Genomic DNA, 2,372 nt, shown 5'->3' with positions numbered 1-2,372 from the left:
TTGGCGTTCGCAGCAGCTTCACGGAACTCGGCGATCTGGTCGAAGGACAGGTAGCGGTAGACATCGGCCGCCATGCTGTCGATCTTGCCAGCGTATTCCATGTACTCCTCGACGGTCGGCAGGCGACCCAGGATGGAAGCCACGGACGCCAGCTCGGCCGAGGCCAGGTAGACGTTCGCGCCGTCACCCAGACGGTTCGGGAAGTTACGAGTCGACGTCGACACTACGGTGGCGTTTGGTTCTACGCGAGCCTGGTTACCCATGCACAGCGAGCAGCCCGGCATTTCCATGCGCGCGCCGGCCTTGCCGTAGATGCCGTAGTAGCCTTCTTCGGTCAACTGGTGAGCGTCCATCTTGGTCGGCGGCGACAGCCACAGACGGGTTGGCAGCTGACCTTTGACCTGATCCAGCAACTTGCCGGCCGCGCGGAAGTGACCGATGTTGGTCATGCACGAACCGATGAACACTTCGTCGATCTTCTCGCCAGCAACGCTGGACAGCAGACGGGCGTCGTCCGGGTCGTTTGGCGCGCAGAGTACAGGCTCTTTGATGTCGTTCAGGTCGATTTCGATGATTTCAGCGTATTCGGCGTCAGCATCGGCAACCATCAACTCAGGGTTGGCGATCCAGGCTTCCATCGCTTGAGCACGACGTTCCAGGGTACGCGCATCGCCGTAGCCTTCGCCGATCATCCAGCGCAGCAGGGTGATGTTGGAGCTCAGGTACTCGGTGATCGACTCTTTCGACAGCTTGATGGTGCAACCGGCAGCCGAACGTTCAGCCGAGGCGTCGGACAGCTCGAAAGCCTGTTCGATGCTCAAGTTGTCCAGGCCTTCGATTTCCAGAATGCGGCCGGAGAAGGCGTTCTTCTTGCCTTTCTTCTCAACGGTCAACAGGCCAGCCTGAATCGCGAAGTAAGGAATGGCGTGAACCAGGTCACGCAGGGTGACGCCCGGTTGCATTTTGCCTTTGAAGCGCACCAGGATCGATTCCGGCATGTCCAGCGGCATAACGCCGGTGGCAGCGGCAAACGCAACCAGACCGGAACCGGCCGGGAACGAAATGCCCATCGGGAAACGGGTGTGCGAGTCACCACCGGTACCGACGGTGTCCGGCAGCAGCATGCGGTTCAGCCAGCTGTGGATGATGCCGTCGCCCGGACGCAGGGAAACGCCGCCGCGGGTCATGATGAAGTCTGGCAGGGTGTGGTGGGTGGTCACGTCGATCGGCTTAGGGTAAGCCGCGGTGTGGCAGAAGGACTGCATCACCAGATCAGCGGAGAAGCCCAGGCACGCCAGGTCTTTCAGTTCGTCACGGGTCATCGGACCGGTGGTGTCCTGGGAACCCACGGTGGTCATCTTCGGTTCGCAGTAAGTACCAGGACGAACGCCTGCTACGCCGCATGCCTTGCCGACCATTTTCTGCGCCAGGGTGAAACCCTTGGTGCTTTCGATCGGGGCATCCGGTTTCTTGAACAGGTCGAACGCTGGCAGACCCAGTTCGGCGCGAGCCTTATCGGTCAGGCCACGGCCGATGATCAGCGGAATACGACCGCCAGCACGGACTTCATCCAACAGCACCGGCGTCTTCATTTCAAAGGTAGTGATGACTTCGTCGGTACCGTGCTTGCAGACTTTGCCAACATGCGGGTACAGGTCGATCACGTCGCCCATGTTCATGTTGGTGACGTCGAATTCGATTGGCAGGGCGCCCGCATCTTCCATGGTGTTGTAGAAGATTGGAGCGATCTTGTTGCCGAAGCAGAAACCGCCAGCGCGTTTGTTCGGCACGTAAGGCACGTCATCGCCGAAGAACCACAGCACCGAGTTGGTGGCGGATTTACGCGACGAACCGGTACCGACCACGTCACCGACGTAGGCGATCGGGAAGCCTTGGCCGCGCATTTCTTCGATCTGCTTCATCGGGCCGGTGACGCCTTGCTCGTCCGGCACGATGCCGTCGCGAGCCATTTTCAGCATGGCCAGGGCGTGCAGCGGGATGTCCGGGCGGGACCAGGCGTCCGGAGCAGGGGACAGGTCGTCGGTGTTGGTTTCGCCGGTGACCTTGAACACGCGCAGGCTGATCTTGTCGGCCAGCACAGGGCGGTTTTTGAACCACTCGCCGTCAGCCCAGGATTGCAGCACGCCTTTGGCGTGAACGTTACCGTTCTTGGCGCGTTCAGCGACGTCGTGGAAAGCGTCGAACATCAGCAGGGTGTGCTTGAGTTCTTCGGCAGCCACTGGGGCCAGTTCGGCGTCGTCCAGCAGGTTGACCAACGTGACAATGTTGTAGCCGCCCTGCATGGTGCCGAGCAGTTCAACCGCGCGCTTCTTGTCGATCAGAGGGGATTTGGCTTCGCCTTTGGCGAGGGC

At 60.6% G+C, this 2,372-nt stretch carries 1 protein-coding gene; it reads right to left on the bottom strand.

Annotation, left to right across the window (positions count from 1 at the left end):
• Window positions 1-2,372: bifunctional aconitate hydratase 2/2-methylisocitrate dehydratase (gene acnB / locus KGB06_RS28890; protein WP_223521817.1), on the bottom strand; the 2,372-nt coding region annotated here is incomplete at both ends.

Source organism: Pseudomonas sp. GL-B-19, from assembly GCF_019956415.1.
GTDB lineage: Bacteria > Pseudomonadota > Gammaproteobacteria > Pseudomonadales > Pseudomonadaceae > Aquipseudomonas.
Note: the sequence above shows the minus strand (reverse complement) of the source record. Positions and strands in the feature narration are given on the sequence as shown.